Here is a 25355-nt window from a genome sequence, read left to right as displayed (position 1 = left end):
CCGAGGGGCCGGTCGCGGAGCCGCCCGCCGGGTCGGTCACGGAGCCGGTCGCGTGGCTATGCGCGGGGGCTTTGGCCGGGCTGCTCGCCGGGGGAGGGGACGGTTCGGGAGCCGGTGGCGGACTGATCAGCGTCATGCCCGAATTGTCCCATCAGGGTGGCCGGTTCCCCCGCCGTCAGGAGCCCGGCGAGTTCCACCAGGTCGGTGCCGGCGAGTCGGGGGAGCGCACAGCCCGCGAGGGTGCGGCAGGCGTCCCGCCAGGCCGCGGGTACGGAGTCGCCGCCGCCGAGGGCGCCGGTCAGGGCGCCGGCGAGGGCGGGCGCGGAATCGGCGACCCGGGACAGACAGGCGGCGGCGGGGACGGCCCCCGAGACGCTGCCGCCGGAGGCGAGGGCCAGGGCGAGAGCGACGGGGACGGTCTCGGCGGCGGCGATGCCGTAGCTGTAGACGTGGTCCACGATCTGGTGCTCCAGCAGCGGTACGAGGGCGAAGGCCGCGCCGGGCCCCGGTGCGTGCCCGGCGGCGGTACGGCCCTCGGCGAGCGCGATGGCGTGGCGGGCGTTGCGGCCGATCTCGGTCGTGCCGGGCAGCTGGGCGAGGGCGGCGGCGACGGCGGACTCCGCGCCCGCGCCGCCGAGCGCGGCGGCCACGGCGGCGGCCATGGCCCGGGCGCCGTGCACCCCGTCGCCGTCCTGGGTGTAGCGGGCGTCGAACTCGGCGAGTTCGGCCGCCGCCGCCGGGTCGCCGGGGTGGACGACGGCGAGGACGGCGGCCCGGACGCAGGCGGCGTCGTCGAAGTAGTGCGGATTGTCGTGGCCGGTGGCCGGCGGGCGCAGACCGGTGGCCAGGTTGCCGAGGCCCGCGCGTACGGAGATCCGGGCGCGCAGGGGCAGCACGGCGGACTCGACCTCGGGCGCCCGCGCGGCGGCGGCCGCGATCTCGGCGGCCAGCGCGTGCCAGGCGAGGTCGACGGCGGCCCGCAGCCGGTGGCCGGCGGGCAGGCCGGCGAAGCGCTCCGCCCCGGCGGCGAGCACGGACCGGGCGGTGAACGCGGCCCATTCGGCGTCGTCGGCGGGCCCCAGTCGAAGAGGCTCGGGCGGCTGGTTCAGGGCGATGGGGACGGGGAGGGTGGTGGTCGCGTTCTGCTCGGCGAAGGTGTCCAGCTCACGGGTGAGCCGACGGGTCCACTCGGGCATCCGGGCGGCCCGGTGCCGCGCGGCGGGCCACCCCGCCGCGTCCCCGGCGGCGAGCCCGAGGAGCAGCCCCTCGACGCGCCGGCCCTCGGGCCCGGTGGCCGGGGCGGTGCGGGTGCCGGACGCCGGGGCGAGGGCCCGGGGGACAGGCACGCCGTCCTTCGCCGACGGGTCTTCCACCGACGGGTTCTCCGCTGTCGGGTGCGCCACCGTCGCGGGGGCGGTGAGCGGGGCGGTACCGACGTGGTGCGTGGTGCGGGGCCCGGACCCGGTGGCCGGGGCGGTGCGGGTATCGGTCCTGGTGAACGGTGTGACGTGGGATGTGGGGTGGGAGTCGACGCCCGCGCAAGGAGCGGCCGGCACGCCGGTGGCGCTCGGCGGGGGCAGGGGCGGGCGCGTACGGGTCCGCGTCCGCCGGCCGCCCGCGTCGGCCACATCCGGGCCGGGGGCGGCCGCGGGGGAGGCGGGCGGCGGCGGGGCGGCCGGTCCGGCGGACGCCGCCCCGCGCTCGGCCGCGTCATCGCCCGCGTCGTGGTCCGGGTCATCGTCCGTGCCGTCGCCCGCGTCATCGTCGTCGTCCGGCGTCAGCTCATCGTCGTCGTCCGGTGTCAGCAGGTCCGCGATGTCCAGGACGTGGTAGCCCCGCATCGAGGGGAGACAGCTCCCCCGTGCCGGACCGATGACCGAGGACCACTCCGGCGGGATCGCCCGGGCGCCCGCCAGCGCGCCCGCCAGGGCACCCGCGACGGCCGCCGTGGTGTCGGCGTCGCGGCCCATGTTGACGGCCGTGAGCACGGACGTACGGAAGTCGCCGCGCGCCACCGCGAAGGCGCCGAAGGCCAGGCCCACCGCCTCCGGCGCCAGGTCGGTCCAGGGGTAGCCGCCGATCACCACCGCCGAGCGCACCGCGCGTTCCGCCGTGAGCGGGTCCGGGTACTCGTGGCGTGCGGCCACGACCGCGCGGCGGAGCGAACGGGACGTCCAGGAGTCCATCGGCACCACCGACAGGGCCGCCGCGGCCACCGCGTCCGGCCCGGCGCCCGTCATCGCGGCGGCCACCCCCGCCGCGACCGCCCGGCCGCCGTAGATGCCCTCGCCGTCGTGGCTCACGCCGCCGTCCACCGTCACCAGCCGCGCGGCCTCCCGGGGCCGCCCCGCGGCGAACACGCCGAAGGGGGCGGCGCGCATCGCCAGCCCGTCGCTCCAGGCGTGCCGGTGCTGGGCCGTGATGGGCGCGGCCAGGCCCCGTCTGAGGTTCTCCAGCGTGCCGCGTTCGCTGAAGCCCGCCCCCCGGAACGGGCCCTCGTCCAGGTCGGCCAGCCAGTGGTGCCACGCCTTCTCGACATGCGCGACGGTCAGCGCCGAGCCGTGCCGCGCGAGCAGCAGCCCGGAGAAGATCGCGTACTCGGTGTCGTCCGTGCCCGCCGGACGTTCGGCCACGAACCCCTCGATCCGGCCCCAGCGGCGGCGGATCTCGGAAGGGCGCATGTTCTCGGCGGGGGCCCCGAGCGCGTCGCCGACGGCCAGGCCGAGCAGTGCGCCACGGGCCCGGTCCCGGCGTACGGCCACGGAGCGGGCACCGGCCCGGCCGCTCGCCCCGCCGCTCGCCCTGTCGCCCTCGGCGGCATCGGCTTCGACACCCGAGGCGCGTGCGGTCAGCTCCATCGTGCGGCCCTTTCGCGCGAGCCAGTCCTTCCCCCGATCTGTGCCCCGCGCGCGGGGCGAGGAGTCCGGGGAGTCACCCCCGTCACCCGGTCGGCATGGCCGCCGCGCGGTGCCGTGGACCGTGCTGTCGGCGCTGTGTCAGGCCTGGTAAGTACGGCCTTCCTTGCTGGCGAGAGCGATTTTTCGTGCGTAGTTTCGAAGCGTTGGGAGTGGCGGGAACCGGCTCGGCGCGGGCTTCGTGCCCCCGCTCGCGGAGGGAGAGACATGGCCATCATCGAGACCGAGGCGACGCTTCACGAGGCGCACCGCGACAATCACACGCACCGCGATGTGAACGGCGGCTGGCTGCGCCCGGCGGTGTTCGGCGCGATGGACGGGCTGGTCTCCAATCTGGCGCTGATGACCGGGGTCGCCGGCGGCGCGGTGTCCCAGCAGACGATCGTGATCACCGGGCTCGCCGGGCTCGCGGCCGGTGCCTTCTCGATGGCCGCGGGCGAGTACACCTCGGTCGCCTCGCAGCGCGAGCTGGTCCAGGCCGAGCTGGATGTGGAACGCCGTGAGCTGCGGAAACACCCCGCCGACGAGATGGCGGAGCTGGCCGCCCTCTATGTCTCGCGCGGGGTGGAGCCCGACCTCGCGCGCGAGGTCGCCGCGCAGCTGTCGAAGGATCCCGCGCAGGCACTGGAGATCCACGCCCGGGAGGAACTGGGCATCGACCCCGACGACCTGCCGTCCCCGCTGGTCGCCGCGGTGTCGTCGTTCGGCTCCTTCGCCCTGGGCGCGCTGCTGCCCGTCCTGCCGTACCTCCTCGGTGCCACGGCGCTGTGGCCCGCGGTGCTGCTCGCGCTGACCGGGCTGTTCGCCTGCGGCGCGCTGGTGGCGCGGGTGACCGCGCGCAGCTGGTGGTACAGCGGGCTGCGCCAGCTGGCCCTCGGCGGTACGGCCGCCGCGATCACGTACGGGCTGGGCGCGTTGTTCGGCGCCGCGGTCTGAGAGGTCCTCTCACGATGCCCGCCCGGCTCGCACGGGCGGGCCACGCGGTGTGTTCGGCGGTGTGCAGTGTGTTTCCGGCGGCACGTGTTTCGGATGATGCGCGCGGGGGAGGAGTGTGCCGGTGCTGTGCGCGGGGCATACGAAGCACCCTCCCGCACCCGGCCGCGCCCAGGACCTGGCGAAACCCGCGAGGCCCGGTCCGTGCCCGTGTCAAGCCTTGCGGTCACCGGGCGAAGCGCCCACCCTGTGACATACGTCCCGGCGCGTTTCGACCGCCGGGGTGCGACACTTATGTCTGGCGCCACATCTTCCTGTTACCCGGCGGTTTCGAATCCGCAATCGCCGGGCATGAGCCGAAGGCGCTGCGGGCAACGAAGCCCGCTCCGCGCCACCCCCGCTGCCGACCGGACGACGAATGACGGTCAGTCCGTCTGCGCCCCCCAGTTCACCGCCACCGCGGTGTCCGCATGCTGGACTGAGCTATCCGCTTTTCGAGCAGCTTTCCATCATGTAACCTGCGTGAAATTTCTTGGAGGGCCAACGTCGTCCCTCGGTTTATCGCATATGCCACGACGACGACGGGAGAGCCGATGCGTTCCGACGCCTGGTCGCCCATGGACGGTCGCCCCGCCCCCCAGGGGATGTACGACCCCCGTAACGAACACGACGCGTGCGGCGTCGGGTTCGTGGCCACCCTCACCGGTGTTGCCAGCCACGTGCTGGTGGAGCAGGCGCTGACCGTACTGCGCAATCTCGAACACCGCGGCGCCACCGGGTCCGAGCCCGACTCCGGCGACGGCGCCGGAATCCTGCTCCAGGTGCCCGACGCGTTCCTGCGCGAGGTCGCCGGGTTCGCCCTTCCCGAGGCCGGCGCGTACGCCGTCGGCACCGGCTTCCTGCCGGCCTCCGACCCGACCGAGGCCGTCTCACGCATCGAGACGATCGCGGTCGAGGAGGGCCTGGACGTCCTCGGCTGGCGCGAGGTCCCCGTAGCCCCGCAGCTGCTCGGCGCCACCGCCCGGGCCACCATGCCCGTCTTCCGCCAGCTGTTCGTCGCGGACGGCACGAGCACGGGCATCGCCCTCGACCGCAAGGCGTTCGTGCTGCGCAAGCGCGCCGAGCGGGAGGCCGGGGTGTACTTCCCCTCCCTCTCCGCCCGGACCCTCGTCTACAAGGGCATGCTCACCACCGGTCAGCTGGAGCCGTTCTTCCCCGACCTGTCCGACCGCCGCTTCGCGACGGCCGTCGCCCTGGTCCACTCCCGGTTCTCCACCAACACCTTCCCGAGCTGGCCGCTCGCCCACCCGTACCGCTTCGTCGCGCACAACGGCGAGATCAACACCGTTCAGGGCAACCGCAACTGGATGCGCGCCCGCGAGTCCCAGCTCGCCTCGGAGCTCTTCGGCGCGGACAGGCTGGAGCGGATCTTCCCCCTCTGTACGCCCGGCGCCTCCGACTCCGCCTCCTTCGACGAGGTCCTGGAACTGCTCCACCTCGGCGGCCGGTCGCTGCCGCACTCGGTGCTGATGATGGTCCCCGAGGCGTGGGAGAACCACGACTCCATGGACCCGGCCCGGCGTGCGTTCTACCAGTACCACGCCACGATGATGGAGCCCTGGGACGGCCCGGCGTGCGTCACCTTCACCGACGGCACCCAGGTCGGCGCGGTCCTCGACCGCAACGGCCTGCGCCCCGGCCGCTACTGGGTCACCGACGAGGGACTCGTCGTCCTCTCCTCCGAGGTCGGCGTCCTCGACATCGACCCCGCCAAGGTCGTCCGCAAGGGCCGCCTCCAGCCCGGCCGGATGTTCCTCGTGGACACCGCCGAGCACCGCATCATCGAGGACGACGAGATCAAGGCGTCCCTGGCCGCCGAACACCCCTACCAGGAGTGGCTGGAGTCCGGCGAGATCGAGCTGGAGGACCTGCCCGAGCGCGAGCACATCGTGCACACGCACGCCTCGGTCACCCGCCGCCAGCAGACCTTCGGCTACACCGAGGAGGAACTGCGCGTCCTGCTCGCGCCGATGGCACGGACCGGCGCCGAACCCATCGGCTCCATGGGCACCGACTCGCCGATCGCCGCGCTCTCCGCCCGGCCCCGGCTGCTCTTCGACTACTTCACCCAGCTGTTCGCGCAGGTCACCAACCCGCCGCTGGACGCCATCCGGGAAGAGCTGGTCACCTCGCTGCGCTCCTCGCTCGGCCCGCAGGGCAACCTGCTGGAGCCGACCGCCGCGTCCTGCCGCAGCGTCACCCTGCCCTTCCCCGTCATCGACAACGACGAACTGGCCAAGCTCGTCCACATCAACGCCGACGGCGACATGCCCGGCATGAAGGCCGCCACGCTCTCCGGCCTCTACCGGGTATCCGGCGGCGGCGAGGCGCTCGCCGCCCGCATCGAGGAGATCTGCGCCGAGACCGACGCCGCCATCGACGGCGGCGCCCGGATCATCGTGCTCTCCGACCGGCACTCCGACGCCGAGCAGGCCCCGATCCCCTCCCTGCTGCTCACCGCGGCCGTCCACCACCACCTCATCCGCACCAAGCAGCGCACCCAGGTGGGACTGCTGGTCGAGGCCGGTGACGTACGCGAGGTGCACCACGTCGCGCTGCTGATCGGCTACGGCGCCGCCGCCGTCAACCCGTACCTCGCCATGGAGTCCGTCGAGGACCTCGTCCGCGCCGGCACGTTCATCGAGGGCCTGGAGCCCGAGCAGGCCATCCGCAACCTGATCCACGCGCTCGGCAAGGGCGTGCTGAAGGTCATGTCCAAGATGGGCATCTCCACCGTCGCCTCCTACCGGGGCGCGCAGGTCTTCGAGGCCGTCGGCCTGGACCAGGCTTTCGTCGACAAGTACTTCAACGGCACCGCCACCAAGATCGGCGGCGCCGGGCTCGACATCGTCGCCCAGGAGGTCGCCGCCCGGCACGCCAAGGGCTACCCCGCCTCCGGCATCTCCGCGAGCCACCGCAAGCTGGAGATCGGCGGCGAGTACCAGTGGCGGCGCGAGGGCGAGCCGCACCTGTTCGACCCCGAGACCGTCTTCCGGCTCCAGCACGCCACCCGCTCGCGCCGCTACGACATCTTCAAGAAGTACACCGAGCGCGTGAACGAGCAGTCCGAGCGGCTGATGACGCTGCGCGGCCTGTTCAACGTCACCTCGGACCGCGCGCCCGTCCCGCTGGACGAGGTCGAGCCGGCCTCCGAGATCGTCAAGCGCTTCTCCACCGGCGCCATGTCGTACGGCTCGATCTCCAGCGAGGCGCACGAGACGCTCGCCATCGCCATGAACCAGCTCGGCGGCAAGTCCAACACCGGCGAGGGCGGTGAGGACGCGGAGCGGCTCTACGACCCGGCCCGCCGCTCCGCCATCAAGCAGGTCGCCTCCGGCCGCTTCGGCGTCACCAGCGAGTACCTGGTCAACGCGGACGACATCCAGATCAAGATGGCGCAGGGCGCCAAGCCCGGCGAGGGTGGCCAGCTGCCCGGCCACAAGGTCTACCCGTGGGTCGCCAAGACCCGGCACTCCACCCCCGGGGTCGGGCTGATCTCCCCGCCGCCGCACCACGACATCTACTCCATCGAGGATCTCGCCCAGCTGATCCACGACCTCAAGAACGCCAACCCGCAGGCCCGCATCCACGTGAAGCTGGTCTCCGAGGTCGGTGTCGGCACCGTCGCCGCCGGTGTGTCCAAGGCCCACGCCGACGTGGTCCTGATCTCCGGCCACGACGGCGGTACGGGCGCCTCGCCGCTCACCAGCCTCAAGCACGCGGGCGGCCCCTGGGAGCTCGGCCTCGCCGAGACCCAGCAGACGCTGCTGCTCAACGGGTTGCGCGACCGGATCGTCGTGCAGACCGACGGCCAGCTCAAGACCGGCCGCGATGTCGTCATCGCCGCGCTCCTCGGCGCCGAGGAGTTCGGCTTCGCGACCGCGCCGCTCGTCGTCTCCGGCTGCGTCATGATGCGCGTCTGCCACCTGGACACCTGCCCGGTCGGCATCGCCACCCAGAACCCGGTGTTGCGCGAGCGGTTCTCCGGCAAGGCCGAGTACATCGTCAACTTCTTCGAGTTCATCGCCGAAGAGGTCCGCGAACTGCTCGCCGAACTCGGCTTCCGCTCCCTCGACGAGGCCGTCGGCCACGCCGAACTGCTCGACACCGAGCGGGCCGTGAACCACTGGAAGGCCCAGGGGCTCGACCTCGCGCCCCTCTTCCACGTACCCCAGCTGCCCGAGGGAGCCGTCCGCCACCAGGCGGTCGAGCAGGACCACGGACTGGCGAAGGCCCTCGACAACGAGCTGATCAGGCTCGCCGCCGACGCCCTCGGAGCCGACAGCGCCGAGGCCGCCCAGCCCGTACGCGCCCAGATCGCCATACGGAACATCAACCGGACCGTCGGCACCATGCTCGGCAACCGGGTGACCAGGAAGTTCGGCGGCGCCGGCCTGCCCGACGACACCATCGACATCACCTTCACCGGCTCGGCCGGCCAGTCCTTCGGCGCGTTCCTGCCGCGCGGCGTGACCCTGCGCCTGGAGGGCGACGCCAACGACTACGTCGGCAAGGGCCTGTCCGGTGGCCGGATCGTGGTCCGCCCCGACCGGGGCGCCGACCACCTCGCGGAGTACTCGACCATCGCGGGCAACACCATCGCCTACGGCGCGACCGGCGGCGAGCTGTTCCTGCGCGGCCGCACCGGCGAGCGCTTCTGCGTCCGCAACTCCGGAGCCACGGTCGTCTCCGAAGGCGTCGGCGACCACGGCTGCGAGTACATGACCGGCGGCCACGCCGTCGTCCTCGGCGAGACGGGACGCAACTTCGCGGCCGGCATGTCCGGCGGCATCGCGTACGTCATCGACCTCGACCCGGACAACGTCAACGCCGGCAACCTGTCCGCCGTCGAACCCCTCGACGACACCGACAAGCGGTGGCTGCACGACGTGGTGCGCCGCCACCACGAGGAGACCGGTTCCACCGTCGCGGACAAGCTCCTCGCCGAGTGGGACACCGCGGTGGAGCGGTTCAGCAGGATCATCCCCACCACGTACAAGGCAGTGCTCGCCGCCAAGGACGCCGCCGAGCTGGCCGGTCTCTCGGAGACCGAGACCACGGAGAAGATGATGGAGGCGGCGACCAATGGCTGACCCGAAGGGCTTCCTCACCACCGGGCGCGAAGTCGCCAGGACCCGCCCGGTCGAGGAGCGCGTCAAGGACTGGAACGAGGTCTACGTTCCGGGCTCGCTGCTCCCGATCATCAGCAAGCAGGCCGGACGCTGCATGGACTGCGGCATCCCGTTCTGTCACAACGGCTGTCCGCTGGGGAACCTGATCCCCGAGTGGAACGACTACGCCTACCGCGAGGACTGGACCGCGGCGAGCGAGCGGCTGCACGCCACCAACAACTTCCCGGAGTTCACCGGGCGGCTGTGCCCGGCGCCGTGCGAGTCCGCGTGCGTGCTGTCCATCAACCAGCCCGCCGTCACGATCAAGAACGTCGAGGTCTCGATCATCGACAAGGCGTGGGACAGCGGCGACGTCACCCCGCAGCCCCCCGAGCGCCTGTCCGGCAAGACCGTCGCCGTCATCGGCTCGGGCCCGGCCGGCCTGGCGGCCGCCCAGCAGCTCACGCGGGCCGGTCACACCGTCGTGGTCTACGAGCGGGCCGACCGCATCGGCGGCCTGCTGCGGTACGGCATCCCCGAGTTCAAGATGGAGAAGGCGCACATCAACCGCCGTATCGAGCAGATGCGCGCGGAGGGCACCAAGTTCCGTACGGAGACGGAGATCGGCCGGGACATCGACGCGGCGAAGCTGCGCAAGCGGTACGACGCGGTCGTCGTCGCGGCCGGCGCCACCGTCTCGCGCGACCTGCCCGTACCGGGGCGGGAGCTGAAGGGCGTCCACTTCGCGATGGAGTACCTGCCCCTGTCCAACAAGGTGCGCGAGGGCGACCTGACGGTCTCCCCGATCAGCGCCGAGGGCAAGCACGTCGTGGTCATCGGCGGTGGCGACACCGGCGCCGACTGCGTGGGTACGGCACACCGCCAGGGCGCCGCCTCCGTCACCCAGCTGGAGATCATGCCGAAGCCGGGCGAGGAGCGGGCCCCGCACCAGCCCTGGCCGACGTTCCCCATGCTCTACAAGGTCACCTCCGCGCACGAGGAGGGCGGCGAGCGGCTCTACTCCGTCTCCACCACCCACTTCGAAGGCGACGAGGACGGCAACGTCCAGTCGCTGCACATGATCGAGGTCGAGTTCAAGGACGGCAAGCTGGAGCAGAAGACGGGCACCGAGCGGGTGCTCCCGGCCCAGCTGGTCACGCTCGCCATGGGCTTCACGGGCACCGACCGGTCCAACGGCCTGGTCGAGCAGCTCGGCCTGGAGCTGGACGAGCGCGGCAACGTCGCGCGGGACGCGGACTTCGCGACCAACGTGCCCGGGGTGTACGTCGCGGGTGACGCGGGGCGCGGCCAGTCCCTGATCGTCTGGGCGATCGCCGAGGGCCGCTCGGCGGCGCGGGGCGTGGACCGGTACCTGAGCGGGGCGAGCGACCTGCCGGCGCCGATCAGGCCGACGGACCGGGCGCTGACGGTCTGAGACCCTTGCGCACGGGACGCCTACCGGTCCCGCGAAGGCCGCGCCGATCCGCGGCGCGAGACAACTGAGAACATCGCAGACTCCCGTACAACGGCGTACGGGCGGTGTCGGCCCGGGGAGCGTCTCCCGGGCCTCCGCGAGAAAAGCGGCGCCTGCCCCCAGTCCCCGACCGGACCGACGGCAGGCGCCGTCGCGCGTGTGGTGGCGGTGGAATAATCACGGTTCCAGTCGCCCGCCCGTACGCTTGCCCGCTCGCGCGCTCGCCTGCTCGCTTCCGGGCTGATCAGAAGGGGACCGAGAGTGGTCACCGTGCCCCCGCCCGCCGGCCCGGCCGTCAGCCTGCGGAAGGTGGAGGAGACCGCGCCCGCGCTCGTCAGCCTCTACAAGAGCGCCGGTGTCTCCCTGGCGAGATACGGACTGAGCGGTCAACGCGCCGCTGTCTACCTGGTCCTGGACTACTCGGGCTCCATGCGGGAGTACTACCGGGACGGCACGGTCCAGGCGCTCGCCGACCGCGTGCTCGGCCTCGCCGCGAACCTCGACGACGACGGCATCGTCCCGGTCGTGTTCTTCTCGACCGACATCGACGCCGAGAGCGACATCTCCCTCGCCGACCACCGGGGCCGCATCGACGAGATCGTCGCCGGTCTCGGCCACATGGGCAGGACCAGCTACCACCTGGGCATGGACGCGGTGATCGACCACTACCTGGACAGCGGCTCCACGGCCCCGGCGCTGGTGGTCTTCCAGACGGACGGCGGCCCGATCAGCAAGCCCGCCGCCGAACGCCACCTCTGCAAGGCGGCCAGGCTGCCGCTGTTCTGGCAGTTCATCGGCTTCGGGGACCCGGCGAGCCGCCAGTTCGACTTCCTGCGCGAACTGGACGACCTGGCGGTCCCCCGGAAACGCCCCGTCGACAACGCGGGCTTCTTCCACGCGGGCCAGGATCCCCGCCGGATGAGCGACGCGGAGCTGTACGACCGGCTGGTCGCCGAATTCCCCCACTGGCTGCGGGAGGCGCGCGCCCTGGGCATCGTACGGTGACGCGGCGCCGAGCCGGTTCCGCTCCGCGAAACCGGGCCGGTGCGTACTCTGCGGCGCGGGAACGACGACGGCGCGCCCCGCGCGGACGGGTGGATTCAGTGCGGGCCGTCCCTCTCGGGGCGGGCCGTGTTAGGGTGGGCGCGTTGCAGTTTTGGTACCCATGAACTTTATGTGCGCCTGACGGAACATGTTCGTCAGGCGCATTATTGTTTGCGCCGGCTTCTCCGGATGGGGCTCAACGCGGCGACGAGGAATCCGTGAGGTGCGGATTTCCGGCTCTGCTACCTGTTTCAGGAGAATGACATGGCTAACGGCACCGTGAAGTGGTTCAACTCGGAAAAGGGCTTCGGCTTCATCGAGCAGGAGGGCGGCGGCCCCGACGTCTTCGCCCACTACTCGAACATCGCCACCTCGGGCTTCCGCGAGCTCCAGGAGGGCCAGAAGGTCACGTTCGACGTCACCCAGGGCCAGAAGGGCCCGCAGGCGGAGAACATCCTCCCGGCCTGATTTCGGGACGTGTAGTACCCCGCAGCCGGGGCCCGCACCTGCGTGGTGCGGGCCCCGGCTCGCGCTGTCCACAGGCCCAGGGAGGCCCCGCATGACTCGATCCGAACGGCAGGACCGCCCTGCCCGCCCCGCCGGCAAGCGTCCGGCGACCCCTCGCGCCAGGGGAGCCGCGAAGGGAGGCGCGAAGGGCGGCACGAAAGCGTCCGCCCGCCGTGCCGTGCCGGCGCGCCCGCAGGAGTTCGCGCTGCCCGAGACGCTCACCCCCGCCTTGCCCGCCGTCACCGCGTTCGACGAGCTGGACATGGCCGAAGGGCTGCTGAAGGCGCTGGCCGAGCAGGGAGTGACCGAGCCGTTCCCGATCCAGGGCGCGACCCTCCCGAACTCCCTCGCGGGCCGCGACATCCTCGGCCGGGGCCGCACCGGATCCGGCAAGACCCTCGCCTTCGGCCTGGCGCTCCTCGCGCGCACGGCGGGCCGGCGTGCCCAGCCGCACGCGCCCCTGGCGCTGGTGCTGGTGCCCACGCGCGAGCTGGCGCAGCAGGTGACCGACGCGCTGACGCCGTACGCGACCGCCGTCGGCCTGCGGCTGACCACCGTCGTGGGCGGGCTCTCCATCGGCAAGCAGGCCGCCGCGCTGCGGCGTGGCAGCGACGTGCTCGTCGCGACGCCCGGCCGTCTCAAGGACCTCATCGACCGTGGCGACTGCCGGCTCGACCAGGTGTCCGTCACGGTGCTGGACGAGGCGGACCAGATGGCCGACATGGGCTTCATGCCACAGGTCACGGCGTTGCTCAAGCAGGTCGAGCCGGACGGGCAGCGGATGCTGTTCTCGGCGACCCTGGACCGCAACATCGACCGACTCGTGCGGGAGTACCTGCACGATCCCGTGGTCCACTCCGTCGATCCGTCCCAGGGAGCGGTCACGACGATGGAGCACCACGTGCTGTACCTCCTGGACGAGACGGACAAGAAGGAGGTCACCCGCCGGATCGCGGCCCGCGACGGCCGGGTGCTGCTCTTCCTGGACACCAAGCGCTCGGTGGACCGGCTGGTCAAGCGGCTGCTGGCGAGCGGCGTACGGGCGGCGGGCCTGCACGGCGGGCGTTCCCAGCCGCAGCGCAACAGGACGCTCGACCAGTTCAAGAACGGCCAGGTCACCGCGTTGGTCGCGACGAACGTGGCGGCCCGGGGCATCCACGTGGACGATCTCGACCTGGTCGTGAACGTGGACCCGCCCATGGACCACAAGGACTATCTGCACCGCGGCGGGCGCACCGCCAGGGCGGGGGAGTCCGGCAGCGTGGTCACGCTGGTGCTGCCCGAGCAGCGGCGCGAGATCAGCCGGCTGATGTCGGACGCGGGCATCGCGCCCAAGTCCGCCCGCGTGACGTCGACGGACGACGAACTGACGCGGCTCACCGGGGCGCGGGAGCCCTCCGGTGTGCCCGTCACCATCGAGGTGCCGCAGCCGCCCGCCCCGCAGAAGCGCACCCGCCCGTCGCGGCCGGCGGGCTCGGCGAACGGTGAGGCCGGTGACGGCGCGAGCGGGAGCTCCCGCGGCGCTCGTGGCAGCCGCGGTGGCCGTCGGCGCCGGGGGCGCGGAGGCCGGGGCGCGGAGGGCGGGCGCCGCACCGCGGCCTGACGCCCGGTCAGAGGACTGTGCCAGCGGGCCTGGCCGGGCCCGCTGGCACGGGCCCGGTTCCCTGTGCCGACCGCGTCGGCGCGGGGGACCAGGCCCGCTCCGGAGCCCGGTTGAAAATTTACGGGACCGGCATTGACGTGTACACGTCTACGCGCGTCATCATGAACGCATGCGAATTCCCCCACGTTTCGCCACCCTCGGTGGTGTCGCCGCGCTCGTGTCCACGCTCCTGGTCGGCGGAGTCTCCGCCACCGCCACCGCGGCCCCCAGCGCGGTCGGCAGCATCTGCTACTCCAACCTGCCGTCCCAGGCCCACGACACGCTCGACCTGATCGACGCCGGCGGGCCGTTCCCGTACCCCCAGGACGGTGGCGTCTTCCAGAACCGGGAAGGCATCCTGCCCAGCCAGTCCACCGGCTACTACCACGAGTACACCGTGAAGACCCCCGGCTCCTCGACCCGTGGCGCCCGCCGCATCGTGACGGGCAACAAGACGAACGAGGACTACTACACCTCGGACCACTACGCGTCCTTCTCGCTCGTCAAGTACAGCTGCTGACCGCACCGACCGGAAGGTAGCCTCCGTCCCATGACGGTGACATTTGTGATCGACGGGGCGGAGGTCACCGGGCTGGACCGCTTCTGGCAGGTGATCGGCGAGGCGGTGAACGGGCCCGGCGGATACTTCGGGAGCAACCTCGACGCGCTCGCCGACTGCCTGTGCGGCGGCTACGGCACGCCCGACGACGGCGACTTCGTCATCGAGTGGCGCCGGCACGAACTCTCCCGGCGCGCGCTCGGCCGCGACGAGACCGTGCGCGTGCTCCAGCGGCGGCTGGAGCGCGCGCACCCCACCAACCGGCCGGCCATCCGGGCCCGGCTGGAGGAGGTACGGGCCGGCCGGGGCCCCACCGTCTTCGACGAACTCGTCGCGCTCATCGAGGACAAGGCCCCCGGGGTGCTCAGGCTGCTCTGACCGGGCGGGGCCCGGCAGGTCCGGTCACGGGCGGGGCCATGGCCCCTTCCGGCACGGGCAGGCCGCCGGCCCTTCCCGTCACGGGCGGACCACGGTCCTTCCCGTCAACGGCGCCTCGGCGGCGTCCGCTCCAGCCGCCGGCGCTCAGGTCCGTCCGGTACGTGCCGTACGGCGGCCAGCGCCGTCCGCCGCGCGGTGCCGTCCGGGTCCTCGTCCGCGAGGATCCGGGCCAGCGCCTCCACCGCCCGTGGATCCCGCCGGGCCGCCAGGCCCCCGGCGGCCTCGGCGGCCGTGTCCGGGTCCGGATCGTTGAGCCGGGCCGCCAGCGCCTCGCGGATCTCGTACGTGTCCGCGGCCACCTCCGCCAGCGCCAGGACCGCCCGGTCCCGTACCGACCCGTCCGCGTCCCTGCTCAGTACGGTCAGCGCGCGCACCGCCTCCCGGTCCTCACCCGGCAGCGGCCCGGTCAGCGCCAGCGCGACCGCGCGCCGGACGTCCGGGTCCGGATGGGCGCGGTGCCGCAGGATCTCCGGCAGCGAGGCGGGATCGCCGTGCCGGCCCAGGCCCGCCACCACCGCGCGGACCAGCTCCGGCTCCACGGCCCGGCGGGACAACTCCCGCAGCAGCGGCACCACCCGTGCCGTGAACGGATTCCCCGCACCGGCCCGGCCCGGCGTCCCGCCCGTCCCGTCCTCCGTTTCCGGTGCGCTCGACGCGCCCGCCGAGTCCGGCGCGGCCCGTTCCCCGGCCGGTGCGCCCGGACCGTTCGTTCCCCCGTCCCGGCCCGGGCCCAGCCGCCCCAGCACCTCCACCGCGAACGTCTGCCGCAGCGGTTCCTCGCTCGCGCACCAGGCGGCCGCCGCGCGGTAGGTCTCCTCGTCCCCGCGCCGCGAGAGCACCTCCACCGGCTCGCGCCAGTCGTCGCGGCCCGGGTCTCCGCAGGCCAGTGCCCGCGCCGCCAGTGCCTCGAACGCGGTCGGGATGCCCAGCTCGGCCTCCAGGATCGTCGCGACGGCCGCGTGCCCGGTGTCCTGCTCGCGTCCCGCGAGGGTCACGTCGCCCCGCAGCAGCTCCACGACGACGGTCTCCGTGTCCTCCTTCTCGACCCGGCGCACCACCGTCTCGTAGCCGTCGCCGTACGCGTCCAGCAGCCCGGCCCGCAGCTCCCGTTCCACGTCGAGCTCCGTCCAGCGCAGCGCCTCCGCGAGTGCCGCCTCCCGCGCGCCCTCGGCCGAGCCGGCGCCGTACCGCAGCAGGACCCGTACGCACGGTGTGGAGCCCCGGCGGGCGGCGAGCAGCAGCGGGGCCTCACCGTTCGGGCCCGGCAGGGCGGGATCGGCGCCGTACTCCAGCAGCGTCTCCAGCGTGTCCGCGAAACCCTGGACGACGGCCCAGGAAACGGCGGTGAAACCGAACTCCTCCCGGCCGTCGGGCCGGGCGCCGGCCGCGAGCAGGGCCCGTACGACCTCGGTGTGCCCGCCGCAGGCCGCTCCGCACAGCGGCAGGTCCCCGCCGTCGGGACCGCTCGGCCGGCCGGGGTCGGCGCCGGCCGCCAGGAGCAGCCGTACCAGTCCGGCCTCGTCGCTGACCGCCGCCAGGTAGAGCGCGGTCCGGCCCTCCGCGTCGGCCGCCTCGACGGGAACCCCGGCGCGGAGCAGACGTACGACGGCGTCCTTGTCACCCCCGTACACCGCCTCGAACAGTTCCCCGGTCCCCGGTGTCGGCTCGTTGTGCATGCGTCGAGCCTACGTATCCCCGCCGACGTCCGGCGGAGGCGTCCGAGGGGGGCGATCGGAGGAGGCGCCCGCGGGGACGCCCGGTGGGGGTGCGCGTGCCGGACGCGCCGCGGACGGCCGGGTGCGCGGTCGTCACGTGTCGCAGTCCAGGACCGTCCCGCACAGTCCGCACCGGACCCGTACCCGCCCCCGCACCGCGACCCGGATGCGCTGATGGCACGTCGGGCACGGGAACGAGACGCGCAGCCCGTCCGGCAGCCGCTCGAACGCGTAGGGCGGCGCCGCGTCCCGCCCGGCGTCCCGGCCCACGCCTCGCGTCGCATCCCGTGTCATGTCCCGGGCCAGATCGCGTGCCGGCCCCCACACGGTCTCCCGCGCGCCCGGGCGGGCCGGAGCCTCTCCCGCGGCCGGCCGGCCGGGCTGGTCGAGCGCGTGCCGGCGGTCCCTGGCGTAGCGGTGCCGGCCCGCCCGGCCGGCCGTGGTCAGCGGCGGCTGCTGTTCGTCGTGCAGGGCACGGGTCCGGCCTTTCGTGTACGACGTGTAGCCCTGCGGGCTGGTGAACCAGATCCTCGGGTCCTCGTCGAAGACCAGCGCGCGCTTGGCGAGGACGTAACCGAACTCCTCGGGCGTCAGATAGCCGAGCTTCTGGCTGGAGTCGCGGTCCTGGCGGAAGGCGTCGAGCAGCAGCCAGCCCGCGCCCAGGTAGGTCGTCGCGGTGTCGGTGAGGATCTCGTTGTCGCGCGTGCCCGGGAAGGACAGCCCCAGCCGGTGCAGCAGGACATGGGTGATCTCGTGGGCGAGGGCGGCGCCGATGTCCCTGCGGTGGGTGCGGAAGCGGTTGTTGAGCTCGATGAAGTACTCGGGCCCCGCGGTCAGTTCCACATGGGCCGCGTGCCGCATCTCGTGGAAGCTCACGATCACGCGCGCGTCCGGCAGCCGGAGTTGCTGGACCAGGGCGTGGGCCACGCGCTGGGTGCCCAGGTGGAGGTCGTCCGCGTCGGAGAAGGCGACATCGGCCGGGGCCACGCTGGGCGCGTACGAGCGGATGCCGTCGGGGGAGAGCCGCCGGTAGAGCGCGGTGATCGCGGAGCGGACGGTGTCGAGGTGCGGATAGCCGTGGACGACGTCCCCGCCGTTCGTCACGTCCCCGCCCCCTCCGGGTGCGGGCTCATACGCGTGCCCGTGCCCGTGTGCCTGCCCATGCCCGTGCGGGCCCGTCGGCCCGTGTCCGTGCGCCCTTCCGCGCCCGTGCCCGAGTTCCTGTCCGTGCCCACGTTCCCGCCGGCGTCCCCGCTCACGTCCTCGCCCCCTCCGTAACGGCGGCTCGTTCTCCCCCCGTCCGTCCCGCGACGGCGGCCGGGCGCGCACCGTCGCCCACCATACGGGGGTCGTCGGGAGCCTCGGCGGAGCGTGTCGGGGCGGCCGCGTGACAGCCCGGAAGAACCGTCCGATGAGCGGACCATGGCTGGCGGATGCGTCCTTCGGGTGGCTGAAAGTCTGTTCTTGTGACTCTGCTGATCTTCTCCGGATAATCCGGATCAGCTTTTTGTCGGGCCCATGACACCCTGCGCGGGATCCGTCCGGGCCTCGTCAACCGAGCAGCGCAACCCCCCTCCGTCGAGCTTCCCCCACGAAAGGCAGACCCTTGAGCATTCTGGGCGTCCTCAAGAGATGTGCCGCCGCCGGTGCCGTCGTCCTCGCCGCCGTCAGCCTCCAGCCGACCACCGCCTCCGCCGCCCCCGCCCCGGACGGCAAGGCCACCTCCTCCGCCGCGCCGGTCGCGCCGCCCGTCGTCGGCGGCACCCGCGCCGCGCAGGGCGAATTCCCCTTCATGGTCCGGCTCTCGATGGGCTGTGGCGGAGCGCTCTACTCCCCGACGGTCGTCCTGACCGCCGCGCACTGCGTCAGCGGCTCCGGCAACAACACCAGCATCACGGCCACCGCGGGTGTCGTCGACCTCCAGAGCTCCAGCGCGATCAAGGTCAGGTCCACCAAGGTGCTCCAGGCCCCCGGCTACAACGGCGCGGGCAAGGACTGGGCGCTGATCAAGCTCGCCCAGCCGATCAACCTGCCGACCCTGAAGATCGCCACCACCACGGCGTACAACAGCGGCACCTTCACCGTCGCCGGCTGGGGAGCGGCCACCGAGGGCGGCGCCCAGCAGCGCTACCTGCTCAAGGCATCCGTCCCGTTCGTCTCCGACGCGAGCTGCAACGCGAGCTACGGCGGCGACATCATAGCCGCGGAGGAGATCTGCGCAGGCTACGCGTCGGGCGGCACCGACACCTGCCAGGGCGACTCGGGCGGCCCCATGTTCCGCAAGGACAACGCCGGTGAGTACATCCAGGTCGGCATCGTGAGCTGGGGCAACGGCTGCGCCCGGCCCAACTATCCGGGCGTCTACACCGAGGTCTCGACCTTCGCCTCGCAGATCGCCTCGGCCGCGGCCACGCTCTGACGCGGGCGCCTGGCCCGGACGTTCCCAGCATGAACGTTCCGGCAGGAACGCCACGCTCCGACGCGAGGGCCGCGACCCACGCGCACACCGCCGCACCCGGCGAGGCGCGGAGTCACGGAGGCGCGAAGCCGCCGAGGCGCGGGCTCGCAGAGGCGTGAACGTCGTGAACGTGTGGGGTGCGGGGCCCCTCGGCCCCGCACCCCACACCGTGTCAGGCGTACCGCCCTCCTACGCGGGCGTGAGGCGCCCGCGCGCCTCGCCCGCGCCGTCCAGCTCCAGCACCCACAGCTCGTTCCCGTCGCCCTCGCGCAACACGGGCCCCGGCACCCGCAACGACCGCTGCGGCCCCACCGACCAGTAGCGGCCCAGGCAGAAACCGTTCACCCACACGAAGCCCCGGGTCCACGCGGGCAGGGTGAGCGAGGCGTCACCCGCGCCCCGCACCGTGAACCGCCCCCGGTACAGCCCACGGTCCGTCAGCGGCTCGCCGACCGGCAGCCCCGCCGGCAGCGGCTTGTACGGGACCCGGCCCACCGCCTCCGCGTCGTCGAGGGCGTCGAGCCGCAGACCGCGGGACCGTACGCCGTGCAGGAACTGTCCCTCGTGCAGCACACCGCCCGTGACGCCCTTGAGCTCGCCCAGGCGCGGCCCGTAGTTGACCCGGCCCAGCGACTCCACCCAGATCTCCACGTCCGCCGGACCGGCCACCCCGTCCGGCAGGGACACATCGTCCTCGGCCCGGGCCCGCCCGCCCGCGCGCACGCCGGCCGGTGAGGCCGCGCGCACGCCGTCCACGTACACCACCGCCCGGTCGCGCAGCCCCAGCAGCGTGAGCGGACCGGGCCGGCGCGGGCCCGGGACGCGCAGCCGATGGCGCACCAGCCCCCGGTCGACATCCAGGTCCTCGAACGACGGTGGCGCCACGCTCTCCGTCTCGGGCCCGCCCAGCGTGTTCACGACATCGTCCAGCGGGGCCCACTCCGTGATCGCCGCCTCCACGGGAGCGGCCAGCGCGGGCGGCGCGCCGGGAACCGGAGGCAGCGGGCCGTCCCGCTCGTCCGCGTACCGCGCCAGCACCTCCCGGAACAGCCGGAACTTCTCCGTCGGCCGGCCCGCCTCGTCGATCGGCGCGTCGTAGTCGTACGAGGTGACGTCCGGCTCCAGCGCACCGAGCCTCAGTTCACCGGCGCGGTTGGCACCCGCCCAGCCGCCGAAGCTCGTACCGCCGTGCGCCATGTAGATGTTGACCGACGCACCCGATTCCAGGACCTCGCGGAGCGCGTCCGCCGCCTCCGCCGGATCCCGTGCCTCGCGCTCACCACCCCAGTGTTCGAACCATCCGCACCAGAACTCCATGCACATCAGCGGACCCGTCGGCCGGTGCCGGCGCAACACGTCGAAGGCGTCCCGCGCGTGCCTGTCGAAGTTGACCGTCGCGAGCAGTCCGGGCACGGACCCGCCGCTGATCATGTGGTCCTCGGGGCCGTCCGAGGTGAACAGCGGGACCGTGACCCCGCACTCCCGTACCAGCTCGGTGAGCCGGCGCAGATACCCCTGGTCGGAGCCGTAACTGCCGTACTCGTTCTCGATCTGCACCATGATCACCGGGCCGCCGCGCTCGCCGGGGGCGCCGCCGCCCCGGTCGCACTGGCGCGCCACCACCTGGGGCAGCAGCTCGCGGAACCAGCGCTCCACCGGAGCCAGGAACTCCGGGTCCCCGGTCCGTACCCGCGCCCCCAAGGGGCCGGTCAGCCAATGGGGCAGCCCGCCGTTCTCCCACTCGGCGCAGATGTACGGGCCGGGCCGCACGATCGCCCACAGGCCGGCCTCGTGCGCCGCGTCCAGGAACCGGCCGAGCGCGTCCACGTCGTGGAACCGGCCGGGGCCCGGCTCGTGCAGGTTCCACGGCACGTAGGTCTCCACACAATTGAGCCCCATGGCGCGCAGCATCGCGAGCCGGTGGTCCCACTGCGCCTCATGCACCCGGAAGTAGTGCAACGCGCCCGACAACAGCCGGACCGGCCGGCCGTCGAGCAGAAAATCCTTGTCCCCCACCGTGAAGTCAGTCACCGTCTTCGCGCTCCCGTCGGTCCCGTCGGTCCCCGTCCGTGACGTCCGTGACGTCGCGTGGCGTCCGCGACATCAGTGACGCCCTTCGTCCCGCGCACCGCGCGGTGCGCCGTGGCGCCCTCCAGCCTTCCCCCTGGCGGGAAGACGGTCCATGGACAAAGATCGGCTCTGTTTGGATTCTGCGCGGACCGGACGCCGCGCGAGAGACCACGGGCGGGCACCACGAGCGGTCACCACGGGCGGGCAGCCTTCGGGGCGGGGACGGAGGACGTGTATGTACGACACCTGGATGCGGTACCTCACCCCCGGCCCGGCCCACCACCGGCTCGGCCTCGTCTGCCTCGGCGTCGGACTCCAGCACGGCTGCCTGCCGACCGTCGGCCCGCGCACCCTCGACCACCATGTGGCCGTGGTCATCAGCGCGGGCGGCGGCTGGTTCCGTACGGCCGACGGACGGCGCACCACCGTCAACGCCCCGGCGCTGCTCTGGCTCACCCCCGGGGTCACCCATCACTACGGCCCCGATCCGCGCACCGGCTGGGACGAGAGCTTCGTCGACTTCGCGGGCCCCGCCACCGCCACGTACACCGAACTCGGCTACATCGAGCCGGACCGGCCCGTCGTCCCGCTCTCCGACGCGGCCGGCGCGCGGGCCGTCGTGGCCCGTATCGCGGGCGCCGCCCGGCGCGGCAATCCACTGCTGGAGGTGGAGACGGGCGCGGCCGTGCACGAACTGCTCGTCGTCCTGCGCAGGTCCCGCGCCGACACCGACGCGGAGGGCGATCCGGTGCTGAACGCGCTGGCGCGCGACGCCTGCCGGCCGATGTCGGTGGCGGAGCACGCGGCCCGGCACGGGATGACACCGGCCGCCCTGCGGACGGTGGTACGGCGGGCCGCCGGGCGCAGCCCCAAGGACTACCTGCTGAGCATCCGGCTGGGCCGGGCGAAGGAACTGCTGGCGGCGACGGAACTGCCGGTCGCGGCGGTCGCCCGCCGCGTCGGGTACGACGACCCGGCCTATTTCTCCCGGCTGTTCGCGCGCCGGGTGGGCATGCCGCCCGTCCGCTTCCGGGCGCAGCAGGCACGGGCGGCCCCCGGCGGGGTCGCGGGGACCGGCACCGGCGGCGCGGCCGGGGGCGACGTCCCGCATCCTGAGCACCCGCCGCCGCCCCGACCCGCCCCGTCTAAGCTGCCGCACCATGACCACGAGTGAGCCCGGCCCCGACGACTCCGTACGCGCCGAACTGGAACGCCTGCGCGAAAGCATCGACAACATCGACGCGGCCGTCGTCCACATGCTCGCGGAACGCTTCAAATGCACCCAGCAGGTCGGCCGGCTCAAGGCCATACACCACCTCCCCCCGGCCGACCCGGCCCGCGAGACCCGCCAGATCGCCCGGCTCAGGCAGCTCGCGGAGAGCGCCAGACTCGACCCCGCCTTCGCGGAGAAGCTGCTCAACTTCATCGTGGCGGAGGTGATCCGCCACCACGAGACGATCGCGGACGAGACGAGGAACGGCACGGCGAAGGGGGCGGGGAGGGGTACGGCGGACGGGACGGCGAACGGCACGGGGCGCTGACCTCGGGCGGGCCGGGGCACTGGCGGACGGACGGCACGGGGCGCTGACCGGCGCACGCCGGCGCGCACGCCGGCGGGACCCGGGCGACGGGCCGGTCGCACGCCGACAGGACCCGGTCGCACGCCGACAGGGCCCGGTCGCACGCCGACAGGGCCCGGTCGCACGCCGGCGGGGGCCGGGACGAACGACCGGGACCGGCCCCCGGCGCCGGCCGGCGGCGGACCCCGGCGCAGCCGGGCCGTGGACCCGGGTGCCGACTGGCAGAACCCGACTGCGTACCCCAGGGCCCATGAGGCAGCATGGCTCCATGTCCGTACTGACGCGCGACGAAGCGCAGGCCCGTGCCCAGTTCCTCGAAGTCCACCGGTACTCGATCGCCCTCGACCTGACCACCGGCGACGACACCTTCGACTCCCGTGCCGTCATCAACTTCACGACACGGTCCGCCGGGAACACCTTCGTCGAGCTCAAGCCCGCCGTACTGCGCTCCGTCATACTCGACGGACGGGCCCTCGACCCCGCCGCGCTCACCGAGAACCGGTTCCCGCTCACCGGACTCGACGCGGGCGAGCACGAACTCCGTGTCGAGGCCGACATGCGCTACTCCCGTACCGGCGAGGGCATGCACCGCTTCACCGACCCCGCCGACGGTGAAACCTACGTCTACACCCAGATGTTCATGGAGGACGTCCAGCGCGTCTTCGCCGCGTTCGACCAGCCCGACCTCAAATCCGTCTTCGAGATCGGCGTCACCGCGCCCGACGGCTGGACCGTCCTCGGCAACGGCACGGCCCGGCAGACCGGCGCACGGAGCTGGACCCTCGCGCCCACGCCCCTCATCTCCACGTACCTCGTCGCGGTCGCCGCCGGCCCCTGGCACTCCATCCGCACCGAGCACGCCGGGCTGCCCTTCGGCATCCACTGCCGGCGCTCCCTCGCGCCCCATCTCGACGCCGACGCCGACGAGATCCTCGGCATCACCCGAGCCTGCTACGACCGCTACCACGAGAAGTTCGAGGAGCCGTACCCCTTCGACTCCTACGACCAGGCGTTCGTCCCCGAGTTCAACGCGGGCGCCATGGAGAACCCGGGACTCGTCACCTTCCGCGACGAGTACGTCTACCGCTCCGCCGTCACCGACACCGAACGGCAGACCCGCGCCGTCACCATCGCGCACGAGATGGCCCACATGTGGTTCGGTGACCTCGTCACCCTCACCTGGTGGGACGACATCTGGCTCAACGAGTCCTTCGCCGAGTACATGGGCTACCAGATCCTCACCGAGGCCACCCGCTTCACCGACACCTGGGTCGACTTCGGCATCGGCCGCAAGGCGTGGGGCTACGACGCCGACCAGCGCCCGTCCACCCACCCCGTCGCCCCCGACCCGGCCGCCGTCCCCGACACCGCGTCCGCGATGCTCAACTTCGACGGCATCTCCTACGCCAAGGGCGCCTCCGCCCTCCGCCAGCTCGTCACCTGGCTCGGGGAGAAGGACTTCCTCGCCGGCATCAACATCCACTTCGCCCGGCACAAGTTCGGCAACGCCACCCTCGCCGACTTCGTCGACTCCCTCGCCAGGGCCACCGACCGCGACGTTCACGCCTGGGCCGGCCGCTGGCTGCGCACCACCGGCGTCGACACCCTCACCCCCCGCGTCACCGACGGCGGCACCCGGTGGTCGCTGGACGTCGTACGGGACGGCAGCAGGCCGCACCGCGTCGCCGTGGGGACGTATGACCTCGACGTCGTCGACTCCGGGCGGCTCGTCCCGCGCGAGAGGTTCGAACTCGACCTGCCCGCGACCGGCGACTCGACCGCCGAGGCCGTTGATGATGCGATCGCCGACGCGACCGGCAACGCGACCGCCGACGCCCCGGTGACCGCCGGCGGCACCCTCGAGGGCGCCGGCCGCCGCCCCGCCCTCGTCGTCCTCAACGACGACGACCTCACCTACGCCAAGGTCCGCCTCGACGGCCCGTCCTGGGACACCGCACTCCGCGCCCTGTCCGGCATCCCCGGCCCCCTCACCCGCGCGGTCGTCTGGAACGCCGCCCGTGACATGGTCCGCGACGGCGACCTCGCCCCCACCACTTACCTGGACGCCGCCCGCACCCACCTGCCGCACGAGACCGACCTCGCCGTCGTCCAGGGTGTCCTCGCCTTCGCCGCCGGCCAGATCACCGACCGCTACCTCCGCCCCGACCACCGGCCGGCCGCGCTCGCCACCCTCACCTCCCTCTGCCGCGACCTGATCCGCCGCACCGAGGACGGCAACCACCCCGGGCTGCGGCTGACCGCCGTGCGCCACTTCATCGACGCCGCCACGCAGCCCGACGCCATCCAGGAATGGCTCGACACCGGCAGCGTCCCCGGCGGCCCCGAACTCGACCCCGAACTGCGCTGGCGCGTCCTCACCCGCCTCGCCGCCCTCGGCGCGCTCGACGACGCCACCATCGACGCGGAACTGGCCCGCGACCCCAGCGCCACCGGCCAGGAAGGCGCCGCGCACTGCCGCGCCGCCCTGCCCGACGCGGACGCCAAGGCCCGCGCGTGGGCCCGCATGTTCGACTCCGACGACCTGTCCAACTACCTGTTCACCGCCACCGCCCAAGGCTTCTGGCAGCCCGAACAGGCCGACCTCGTCAAGGAGTACGTGCCCCGCTTCTACCCTGCCGCCGTGGCCCTGGCCGACCGGCGCGGCCCCGCCATCGCCGAGGCCGCCGGCCGCCACGCCTTCCCGGTGCACGCCGTCGACGACGCCTCGCTGCGCCTCGGGCGGGAATGCCTCGACGGTACGGAGATGATCCCGGCGCTGCGCCGCAAGCTCGCGGACCAGCTGGACGACCTCAGCCGCGCGCTGCGGGTACGGACGGCCGCCGCCTGAC

15 protein-coding genes and 2 pseudogenes are annotated in these 25355 nt (G+C 73.2%); 12 read left to right on the top strand and 5 right to left on the bottom strand.

All coding sequences use genetic code 11. The features are described from left to right. Positions 1 to 56: 56 nt before the first annotated feature. Positions 57 to 1217, bottom strand: a pseudogene (locus tag ACU6P3_RS07625) (ADP-ribosylglycohydrolase family protein); the annotation flags it as partial. A 576-nt stretch (positions 1218 to 1793) separates the two neighbouring features. Next, positions 1794 to 2762: pseudogene (locus ACU6P3_RS07620) on the bottom strand (ADP-ribosylglycohydrolase family protein); the annotation flags it as partial. Between the two features lie 360 nt (positions 2763 to 3122). On the opposite strand from ACU6P3_RS07620, the gene ACU6P3_RS07615 reads away from it, so the two are divergent. The 8 genes from ACU6P3_RS07615 (at position 3123) to ACU6P3_RS07580 (ending at position 14623) form a co-directional block, all read left to right on the top strand. Then, positions 3123 to 3851: a VIT1/CCC1 transporter family protein gene (locus ACU6P3_RS07615; RefSeq protein ID WP_447196458.1), complete on the top strand. Its 729-nt coding sequence runs from the start codon at positions 3123 to 3125 to the stop codon at positions 3849 to 3851. A 590-nt stretch (positions 3852 to 4441) separates the two neighbouring features. Further along, complete coding sequence (gene gltB / locus ACU6P3_RS07610; protein WP_447196457.1) at positions 4442 to 9001, top strand: glutamate synthase large subunit; 4560 nt, start codon at positions 4442 to 4444, stop codon at positions 8999 to 9001. Then, positions 8994 to 10454, top strand: a complete 1461-nt coding sequence (locus ACU6P3_RS07605) for a glutamate synthase subunit beta (protein ID WP_447196456.1) — start codon at positions 8994 to 8996, stop codon at positions 10452 to 10454. The genes gltB and ACU6P3_RS07605 overlap by 8 nt, the downstream gene beginning before the upstream one ends. Positions 10455 to 10754: 300 nt before the next feature. Next, entirely contained in the window at positions 10755 to 11498 is a 744-nt protein-coding gene (locus tag ACU6P3_RS07600) for a vWA domain-containing protein (protein ID WP_447196455.1), read from the top strand. A 303-nt stretch (positions 11499 to 11801) separates the two neighbouring features. Further along, positions 11802 to 12005: a cold-shock protein gene (locus ACU6P3_RS07595; protein ID WP_015031667.1), complete on the top strand. Its 204-nt coding sequence runs from the start codon at positions 11802 to 11804 to the stop codon at positions 12003 to 12005. A 91-nt stretch (positions 12006 to 12096) separates the two neighbouring features. Beyond that, positions 12097 to 13647, top strand: a complete 1551-nt coding sequence (locus ACU6P3_RS07590; RefSeq protein WP_447196454.1) for a DEAD/DEAH box helicase — start codon at positions 12097 to 12099, stop codon at positions 13645 to 13647. A gap of 169 nt (positions 13648 to 13816) precedes the next feature. Next, positions 13817 to 14206, top strand: coding sequence for a guanyl-specific ribonuclease (locus tag ACU6P3_RS07585; protein WP_447196453.1), 390 nt, complete (start codon positions 13817 to 13819; stop codon positions 14204 to 14206). Positions 14207 to 14236: 30 nt separating this feature from the next. After that, positions 14237 to 14623: a barstar family protein gene (locus ACU6P3_RS07580; RefSeq protein ID WP_447196452.1), complete on the top strand. Its 387-nt coding sequence runs from the start codon at positions 14237 to 14239 to the stop codon at positions 14621 to 14623. 104 nt (positions 14624 to 14727) lie between these two features. Here ACU6P3_RS07580 and ACU6P3_RS07575 read toward each other — a convergent pair whose 3' ends face one another. Further along, the gene (locus tag ACU6P3_RS07575) at positions 14728 to 16359 is read right to left on the bottom strand and encodes an ankyrin repeat domain-containing protein (protein ID WP_447196451.1); all 1632 of its coding nucleotides are present in this window, start codon (positions 16357 to 16359) and stop codon (positions 14728 to 14730) included. Positions 16360 to 16491: 132 nt separating this feature from the next. After that, positions 16492 to 17502: a hypothetical protein gene (locus ACU6P3_RS07570; RefSeq protein ID WP_447196450.1), complete on the bottom strand. Its 1011-nt coding sequence runs from the start codon at positions 17500 to 17502 to the stop codon at positions 16492 to 16494. Between the two features lie 502 nt (positions 17503 to 18004). Here ACU6P3_RS07570 and ACU6P3_RS07565 point away from each other — a divergent pair. Further along, on the top strand, positions 18005 to 18817 hold the full coding sequence (locus tag ACU6P3_RS07565) for a S1 family peptidase (protein WP_447196449.1): 813 nt from the start codon (positions 18005 to 18007) through the stop codon (positions 18815 to 18817). A 228-nt stretch (positions 18818 to 19045) separates the two neighbouring features. Here the strand turns inward: ACU6P3_RS07565 and ACU6P3_RS07560 are convergent, their stop codons facing one another. Further along, a complete protein-coding gene (locus tag ACU6P3_RS07560) occupies positions 19046 to 20887 on the bottom strand; it encodes a glycoside hydrolase family 35 protein (RefSeq protein ID WP_447196448.1) in 1842 nt (613 codons plus the stop codon). Between the two features lie 274 nt (positions 20888 to 21161). Between ACU6P3_RS07560 and ACU6P3_RS07555 the strand changes: the two genes are divergently transcribed. From ACU6P3_RS07555 to pepN, 3 genes are all read left to right on the top strand, one after another. After that, positions 21162 to 22100 (top strand): helix-turn-helix domain-containing protein, encoded by a 939-nt coding sequence (locus ACU6P3_RS07555; protein ID WP_447196447.1) that lies wholly within the window; start codon positions 21162 to 21164, stop codon positions 22098 to 22100. Next, positions 22087 to 22467, top strand: coding sequence for a chorismate mutase (locus ACU6P3_RS07550; protein ID WP_447196446.1), 381 nt, complete (start codon positions 22087 to 22089; stop codon positions 22465 to 22467). The genes ACU6P3_RS07555 and ACU6P3_RS07550 overlap by 14 nt, the downstream gene beginning before the upstream one ends. Positions 22468 to 22774: 307 nt before the next feature. Then, positions 22775 to 25354 (top strand): aminopeptidase N, encoded by a 2580-nt coding sequence (gene pepN, locus ACU6P3_RS07545; RefSeq protein ID WP_447196445.1) that lies wholly within the window; start codon positions 22775 to 22777, stop codon positions 25352 to 25354. Position 25355: the final 1 nt, after the last annotated feature.

The organism is Streptomyces hebeiensis (assembly GCF_052983195.1).
This window is presented reverse-complemented; position numbering and strand designations above follow the sequence as displayed.

What these genes read in the sequence shown, in the direction of transcription:
- ACU6P3_RS07615 (WP_447196458.1), top strand. Translation starts at nt 3,123, where the DNA reads ATGGCCATCATCGAGACCGAGGCGACGCTTCACGAGGCGCACCGCGAC.
- gltB (WP_447196457.1), top strand. Translation starts at nt 4,442, where the DNA reads ATGCGTTCCGACGCCTGGTCGCCCATGGACGGTCGCCCCGCCCCCCAG.
- ACU6P3_RS07605 (WP_447196456.1), top strand. Translation starts at nt 8,994, where the DNA reads ATGGCTGACCCGAAGGGCTTCCTCACCACCGGGCGCGAAGTCGCCAGG.
- ACU6P3_RS07595 (WP_015031667.1), top strand. Translation starts at nt 11,802, where the DNA reads ATGGCTAACGGCACCGTGAAGTGGTTCAACTCGGAAAAGGGCTTCGGC.
- ACU6P3_RS07590 (WP_447196454.1), top strand. Translation starts at nt 12,097, where the DNA reads ATGACTCGATCCGAACGGCAGGACCGCCCTGCCCGCCCCGCCGGCAAG.
- ACU6P3_RS07585 (WP_447196453.1), top strand. Translation starts at nt 13,817, where the DNA reads ATGCGAATTCCCCCACGTTTCGCCACCCTCGGTGGTGTCGCCGCGCTC.
- ACU6P3_RS07580 (WP_447196452.1), top strand. Translation starts at nt 14,237, where the DNA reads ATGACGGTGACATTTGTGATCGACGGGGCGGAGGTCACCGGGCTGGAC.
- ACU6P3_RS07575 (WP_447196451.1), bottom strand. Translation starts at nt 16,359, where the DNA reads ATGCACAACGAGCCGACACCGGGGACCGGGGAACTGTTCGAGGCGGTG.
- ACU6P3_RS07555 (WP_447196447.1), top strand. Translation starts at nt 21,162, where the DNA reads ATGTACGACACCTGGATGCGGTACCTCACCCCCGGCCCGGCCCACCAC.
- ACU6P3_RS07550 (WP_447196446.1), top strand. Translation starts at nt 22,087, where the DNA reads ATGACCACGAGTGAGCCCGGCCCCGACGACTCCGTACGCGCCGAACTG.
- pepN (WP_447196445.1), top strand. Translation starts at nt 22,775, where the DNA reads ATGTCCGTACTGACGCGCGACGAAGCGCAGGCCCGTGCCCAGTTCCTC.